The 7,100-nt window shown below is 52.5% G+C and carries 6 protein-coding genes; 2 read left to right on the forward strand and 4 right to left on the reverse strand.

What is annotated here, in order from left to right:
• Positions 1–335: 335 nt before the first annotated feature.
• Positions 336–698 carry a DUF6124 family protein gene (locus tag AC3WRD_RS22835; RefSeq protein ID WP_102621811.1) on the forward strand — a complete coding sequence of 121 codons (363 nt, stop codon included), beginning with the start codon at positions 336–338 and terminating at the stop codon, positions 696–698.
• An 86-nt stretch (positions 699–784) separates the two neighbouring features.
• On the opposite strand, the gene AC3WRD_RS22840 is transcribed toward AC3WRD_RS22835, so the two are convergent.
• The 4 genes from AC3WRD_RS22840 to dgt form a co-directional block, all read right to left on the reverse strand.
• On the reverse strand, positions 785–1,072 hold the full coding sequence (locus tag AC3WRD_RS22840; protein WP_102621812.1) for a hypothetical protein: 288 nt from the start codon (positions 1,070–1,072) through the stop codon (positions 785–787).
• Between the two features lie 212 nt (positions 1,073–1,284).
• Complete coding sequence (locus AC3WRD_RS22845) at positions 1,285–1,671, reverse strand: DUF6124 family protein (protein ID WP_085730684.1); 387 nt, start codon at positions 1,669–1,671, stop codon at positions 1,285–1,287.
• A gap of 481 nt (positions 1,672–2,152) precedes the next feature.
• Positions 2,153–2,581 (reverse strand): primase 1D-like protein, encoded by a 429-nt coding sequence (locus AC3WRD_RS22850; RefSeq protein WP_492574056.1) that lies wholly within the window; start codon positions 2,579–2,581, stop codon positions 2,153–2,155.
• 140 nt (positions 2,582–2,721) lie between these two features.
• Positions 2,722–4,197, reverse strand: a complete 1,476-nt coding sequence (gene dgt / locus AC3WRD_RS22855; RefSeq protein WP_102621813.1) for a dGTPase — start codon at positions 4,195–4,197, stop codon at positions 2,722–2,724.
• Positions 4,198–4,673: 476 nt separating this feature from the next.
• Between dgt and AC3WRD_RS22860 the strand changes: the two genes are divergently transcribed.
• A complete protein-coding gene (locus AC3WRD_RS22860; protein WP_102621814.1) occupies positions 4,674–6,479 on the forward strand; it encodes a DEAD/DEAH box helicase in 1,806 nt (601 codons plus the stop codon).
• Positions 6,480–7,100: the final 621 nt, after the last annotated feature.

The raw sequence follows: 7,100 nt of genomic DNA on the forward strand, positions 1-7,100 counted from the left end.
AAAGACACCAACCGTTACTTCCCCAAGGCTACACAACCTTGCGTCATTACCTACGACTACGCCAGAATCCGCCGGCTTGTGCGTCTAGTACGCGGGTCTTATCGTTCCATGGTCACTGAAAACCAGTGATCGGGTTTGGTAGCCCGCAGCGCTGACGCATTGCGTCACCTCATGCAGTTGCATTCGTGCGACTGGATTTATGGTGGCCATGCTCAGGGCTTCTTCGGAAGCGCCGGTTCCAGTGCTCCGGTCTACCAACCTGCGTATGGTCGCCACCCCCTCGTTTGGTAGCGAGAGTGGTTGACTCCAATTCAATCAGTACTGGAGTTACATCAATGATCAAGCCAACACCAAACCCACCAGAAACCGACCCGGTTTCCCCCTACCAATTCCCCGACTCCCGAACCCTCAACGAAGCCGCCGAACGCGCCCTCGACCACTACCTCACCCCACAACAACGCATCATGGGCAGCCACACCAAACACGACCCCATGTTCCTGGCAAACCCCGCCTACAACAGCGAATCCCTCCTGGCCAACGCCAGCGAATCCCTCGACTCCGCCAGCGAAATGCTCAGCAACTTCGCCGCGATCCTCGAACCCGGCCACCGAAAAACGGCGCTGGGCATCGCGCAAGTGGTGATGGTCGCGGGGCTGGCGGTGAATCAGGCGTTGGATCATGTTGAGGTGAAGACGTAAGCGGCTGATCGCTGTCGCTCAATAGCCGGAAAGAAAATGGCCGAGGTTGTCAGGTGTAACTGACGACCTTGGCCATATGAGCATTTCTATTTTTTGCGGCACATCTCGACGTCATCCTGATTCTTCAGGTCAGTGTCGATTCCCAAGCGATACCTGCAGTAATCAATAATCCACCCCCGCTCCTCTGCCGTCAGGCGTTCTACCTTCCTGATCTCTCCATCGTTCGCGTGGATGTTGTAGAACTTCATCTGAAACGTCGGGTGCTTTTTGATGAAGACAATGGTCTCGATATCCCCGTCCTCAAGGGCTTCGTAGTAGCCGACGTAGAGCTCCGCCGTTACGACGAGGATCGCTGCGATTAGAAGCTTTTTCATTCCGTTGGCGCCGGTGGTAGAGGCTGAAGGGTTCTAGCATGAAAGGAGACTGATTGAATGCCAGAAAGTAAATCAGCCCCCATTTTTTGCTGCCAGCCCAGCTCCCACAGATTTCAGCGCCCAACACAATATCTGTGATCAACATAAATCCCTGTGGAAGCTACGGCGCAACGATTCGACTTGCTCGCGAAGGCGCCAGAACTGACACCAGCTTAGTCAGCAGGTGATCCCGAGGTCTGCTTCACCGGCAATTGCAAATTATCCAACGCCCGATTCACCGCCAACTCCCCGAGCATGATCAACTGCGCAATGCCCACCAACGCCCGACGCTGCGAAGCCGGCACCAGACTGGCGATGTTCTGAGCAATGGTTTGGGCCGAAGCGAGTGTTTCACTGGCATCAATCAGCAATTCTTCGTTTTTATTGTCCGCCGTCACGGCATACATCCCGCGGGTTCTACGTGGGGGCGGCGTGGAGCCGGGCGGACAGAGGTAATGGTCGAGCGCGCGGTCGGCGGCTTCGTGGAGTTTTCTGGAATCGATGGATTCGTAGGGGGAAACCGAGTCGGTTTCGGGCGGGTTGGGTGTTGGTTTGATCATGGGTAAATCTCCAAATCATAGAAAAGGAGCCATCATCTTTCGCTACCAAACGAAGGGGTGGTGGCCATACGAAGGTTGGTAGACCGGTGACTTGGAAAACCGGCGCGCCCGAAGACGCCCTGCGCATGGCCACCATAAATACACAGCCCCAAAAAGGCCTGTATCGGGTGACGCTATACGCCAAGTCTAAGCCGGGCTACCAAACCCGATCGCTGATTCGTCAGCGACCGGACCACAATAGAATCCGACCCCAAAGCGCACAAGCCGGCGGATTCTGGCTTAGCTGTAGGCAAAGGCGCAAGGATGTGTAGCCTGGGAGAGTGTTTTGAAATGTCTTTTTAAACAATTGTGTTTATCGAGGCATCATTGCGTCACGCCCCACAAAATAGACCCGTCCCTTTATCCATGCTGGCTAGGGAAGAGTTCCGTAAATGCTAACCGAAAACCTTACTAGGAGTTAGCAGACATATGCGAATTTTATTCAGGACAACTTCCGAGGAAAATCTAAGTACTGCTGCGTATTTTTGCTCCATCTAAGCGCGGAATATCCAGAAATAAGTCTATGACCAATCCATCGTGGGTCTACCGTGTGAGGTCGTCCTATCTGATTAACCAACAATAGCTCCCCCATAAATGAGCACCAAGTCCTTTCATTGATTAAAGTCTTACCATATCCGTGATAAGAACGACCACTTTTATACCATGTAAAATCAAAAAATTTTTGGCCGATGATTGGTTTCAATTTATGAAGCTGCGCGACTGAACCAGTCGACATATCGATCATGGGAATATGGAGAATATCACCGCTCGTCATCAACAGCCTGGAATGTACTGCGACCTCCATCTCTCTTGGACAGTGTCGAAAAATATCTTCAATAAGACCGACATCTAAAAATTCTGAGGGCCTCATCAAAAAAACCTGGCGATCATCAAACACAGATCGAGCAACATACGTGTAATAACTAAGCTCCACTGACTTGATCACCGACTGGTTAGCGGCAATGACTGACCTTACATGCCAATAGGGATGATCCTCTACCCTTAACAACTCTAGATCCTCATGCCGGAAAGATTTTGATATGACGTCGTTGCGAAATCATCAGTCATTCCAGAAATAAAATCAGTTATAAGATGAGCACGCAAAACCCATTCATCCGCGAGAGTATACCCAGGAATACTCTGAATCCTTTCAAGCTGCTCCTTATAAACTTGAATGTAGTTCTTAGGAAATAACGTAAGCAACTTGTTTTCAATTATAATGGATCGCCCCTTACTGTCTTTAGTCTTGTATTCCAACGCAGCATGAAAGCGCGCAGTCCCTGCGACTAGCAGACAGGAAAAATGATCAAGCAGCCCATATATTGCTCTATAACCAGCCAACTCTATTCTCTGAACACTTTCGTGACAGTAAACTTTTTTGCGGCAATAGCCCTTGAGAGCGTCCAAGACTTTTCCAGCCGGCGATTCGGCAGGAATTAATGAGGGTAGCTGGCCACTGAGAATGCGGTCGTGAAACTCCATGTATTGATTTGCAGCAAACTCCACGAGAAGCCTGTTTAATGACGTTCTGAAATCAGTGAATGTGAATTTCCTTCCATCGCTTCTTTCACCTGCAGCTGCGCAACGTAATATCTCATCTATCCGGTCCGATTCTTGACCTTCTACCCCCTCATCAAGCCAATCATTGCGAATTTCGTCAAAAGCTATTGATTTAACTAAAAGCCCCTTCTCTATCGAATCCTCCAAATCGCTAATACAGTAAGCAATATCATCGGCGGCTTCCATTATGTATGCCAAAGGAAAACGCTGCGGCGAATTGTAATTTAGCTCACTCCAAACATCTAAAACAATCTGTTCCTCAGTGGAAAAATATCCACACTTTTTGGTGAACGGAGAGTCAATTGGCCTGTAACTCTGCTTATTTCCTCGGACGTATTTAAGGTAGGCTGCGATCGTTGTTTTAGTTAGGTTCAAACCAAATTGATCAGTATTCCTTTGAAGCTTTGTAACCACGCGAATGCCTTGGGGATTTCCATCGAACTCTAAAAAGTCCGCAATGGCCGCTGCCGTTTGGGCCTCATTGACATATAAGCCGTTATCCTTGTTTGCTTCTTCAAACAACAGCTTTCCATTTTCTCTGAACCACTCGGATATCGCAGACTCGCCGAAGTGCCCAAAAGGAGGATTGCCAATGTCATGCATCAAGCAAGCAGTTTCAACAAACACAATTAAAGCTGCACACTCATCCCTTGAAGCCAGATTTGCCTCTAAGAGTTTTAGAGATATCTGATCCGCTATATATCGACCTGTCTGCGCAACCTCAATAGAGTGAGTAAGTCTACTCCTGACCGCCGCATTTGGCTCCATGGAAAACACTTGTGCTTTTTGCTGTAAACGCCGGAAGGCGGGACAAAATAGAAGTCGACCTCTATCACTTTCTGCTTCGAGCAGGAGAGTATTCCGATCCACGACCTCTGATGGTCTGAACCGCATTGAAGACAGTAGTGTTCCATATATAGAGCTCATTGTTTTCCTTAACCTGCGATGTTAGCGTAAATTATGTGAACCAGTTTATTGCGTTGACTGAGGAAAAAGCGATAGCCCCGCGTAACAAATTTAGCCGGCCGCGCACCTTCCCTCGGCTGCGCGACAGACGGGACAGATCTATTTTTGGAAAACTAATCCGTCCCTCCTATCTGGAAACCTCTCCTAAATAGATCCATTTCCTCATTGAGCCAGCTGACTTGCGTGCGTTGAGCTACATTCACATCCGATGGCAGCTTTTGGCCAAAAGCGGACATCACATACCGCAATGTACGCGTCGATGTTCAAAGCTCTGCAACCAGGCCAGAACGTAAAGGCTGTCACGCCCTGTGTCGGGCGGCAGTGAGCGACCGAGTCTGTGGCTTCTGGATCTGAAAAACGCCACTTGGGGCGGTATTTTCTATGATCAGCTCGGCCGTTGTGACTTAGCCCTCTCCCCCCTAACGGAAGGACCCTTCATGACAAACCCATTCCAGGACCGCGAGCCACACATCGAGAACAACGAACGTATCCGCATGCCCCAGAAGGGTGTTTTCCTCGCCCTGAACGAGATTTTCGAGGCGGGTGGCGAAGAGCGTGAGTTCGCGGTCATATTGCCGGTCGGGTGTGGCAAGTCCGGGAGCATCACGATAACGCCCTTTGCCTTCCGCTCGCGGCGGACGCTGGTGGTCGCGCCAGGCTTGGCCATCGCTCAGCAGTTGGCCAGCGATTTCGACCCGTCCAATCCCAATATGTTCTACCAGAAGTGCGCGGTGCTCGCCGGTGCGCCCTATCCTGAATCTGTCGAAATCCGAGGGACGACGACCAACAGGGCAGACTTGGACGAGGCGCACGTCGTCATTACTAATATTCAGCAGCTCCAGGGCGGCGAGTCAAACCGCTGGCTGCGTCAACTTCCGGCCGACTTCTTCGACTTGATTCTGGTCGACGAGGGTCACCACGGCGTAGCCGAGAGCTGGCAGGCCCTCAAGGCTCAGTTTCCCGAAGCGCAGATCGTCAACTTCAGCGCGACGCCGATGCGCGCCGATGGTCAACTCATGGAGGGGCGCGTCATCTACACGTACCCTATCTTCGAAGCGATCCGCGAAGGCTACGTCAAACGCCTTAAGGCCTTGCAACTGAACCCGCGCACACTCCGTTACGTGCGCCGCGAAGACGGTCAGGAGATTGAGGTAGGGCTTGCCGAGGTGCGCAGGCTGGGCGAGGAAGACGCCGATTTCCGGCGCAGCATCGTAACTTCTACCGAAACGCTGAACACCATCGTGGATGCGTCTATCCGTGAGCTACGCCGGCTGCGTGAGGAAACTGGCGAGGTCCGACTGAAGATTATCGCCTCAACTCTCAACTACGAGCACTGCCGGCAAGTCGTCGAAGCCTACGTCGCGAGGGGCCTGCTCGCTAGCTACGTGCATTCGCGAGAGAACGCGCCGGCGAACCAGAGAGTGATGCAGAGGCTGGAAAGCCACCAGCTCGACGTGATCGTCCAGGTGCGCAAGCTCGGCGAAGGGTTCGACCATCCGTACCTGTCTGTGGCCGCCGTGTTTAGCATCTTCAGCAACCTGTCCCCGTTCGTGCAGTTCGTCGGCCGCATCATGCGCGTCATTCGGCAGAACGCTCCCGGCCACGTCCTCAACCAAGGCGTCGTCGTGTTCCATGCCGGCGCGAACATCGCCAGACGCTGGGCTGACTTCCAGGAATTCAGCGAAGCCGACCGCGACTATTTCGACCAGTTACTGCCCGTGGAGGAAGTCGATCCAGATCATGCTCCCGTCGAGCGACAGGTGGAGCCGATCCCCCATGACTTGGACGGCGTGGAGGTGCGCAGCCAGTCCGAAGTGCACGTCGAGGAAATTCCACTTTTGCTGGACGATGAAGCACTGGCGGCCCTTCGCGTGCTGCAGGAGCGCGGCTATACCGCAAATGACGTTACGGCTGCTTACCAGACCCTGCAGCCACTGCCGACAACTCGTGTACGCGAGCGTCAAGCGATGCGTGGCGGGCTTCCGATTCGAGTTCGAACGGCAGCTGGACGGATTCTCGGCGAACAGGGCATCAACCCGAATGGTCACGAGCTTGACACGCGTCGTTTGGGTAGGACGAACTTGATTGTGATGATTGCTGCTATCAACAATCAGGTGAATACCTTTGTCGGTATGGGAACGGGGCAACGGCACGAGTTCTCGCGCGAGATGCACGAGCGGATTGACCAAGGATTTGACGGCATCCTCGCGACCGCCGTAACGGAGGTGTTCGGTGGCAATTAAGTCGCTCGTTACCCATGTCGAAATAGACACCGCTGGCAAGGCCCATAACTGTCAAGCCAGTGCCAAGCACCGTATCGAGAAGGGCGATGTGCGCCTGAAGGTCAGAAACGGCCGGAGCTGGGATCACTACTGCTTGGAGTGTGCGAAGAAAATAATTGGACGGGACATAGAGAAGCTCAAGGCGATCCAAGACATGCCGCCTCCTGCGTAGTCACTATCGAAAGTGACCAGCTGGAATCGGGGTGATATATATTGGCCCATGACGACTACGAGAATAGACGCTATTGGCATTGCGTTGTTCCGATCCGGGGGGGGTATTAATCTTATGTGTGTCAGGTAAGCCTCGAGTTTTCAACCACCTTGCGCCGGACGCTCTTGATCGTACCGCCCCAAAAGTGGGCAGATTTTTAGAGGGATCACAGCCTGCTATTGGGCGATAGTGGACATTCTCGACCACCCTGCATCAGCCCAGTAGCGACTACAAGCACTCATTTGCTCCTGAGCTCCCTGCTTCTGGAGGCACTTATACTGACATTCAGCCAAGCGGCAAAAATAACGAATTCGAGCCTACAAAATCATTGCCTAGTAAGGTCCGGCAACACCACCCCCTCCCCCAACCTC

The sequence above is a fragment of the Pseudomonas sp. FW215-R2 genome (genome assembly GCF_058789255.1).

Coding starts and splice junctions, on each gene's coding strand:
- AC3WRD_RS22835 (WP_102621811.1), top strand. CDS start 336: ATGATCAAGCCAACACCAAACCCACCAGAAACCGACCCGGTTTCCCCC.
- AC3WRD_RS22860 (WP_102621814.1), top strand. CDS start 4,674: ATGACAAACCCATTCCAGGACCGCGAGCCACACATCGAGAACAACGAA.
- AC3WRD_RS22850 (WP_492574056.1), bottom strand. CDS start 2,581: ATGAGGCCCTCAGAATTTTTAGATGTCGGTCTTATTGAAGATATTTTT.
- AC3WRD_RS22845 (WP_085730684.1), bottom strand. CDS start 1,671: ATGATCAAACCAACACCCAACCCGCCCGAAACCGACTCGGTTTCCCCC.
- dgt (WP_102621813.1), bottom strand. CDS start 4,197: ATGAGCTCTATATATGGAACACTACTGTCTTCAATGCGGTTCAGACCA.
- AC3WRD_RS22840 (WP_102621812.1), bottom strand. CDS start 1,072: ATGAAAAAGCTTCTAATCGCAGCGATCCTCGTCGTAACGGCGGAGCTC.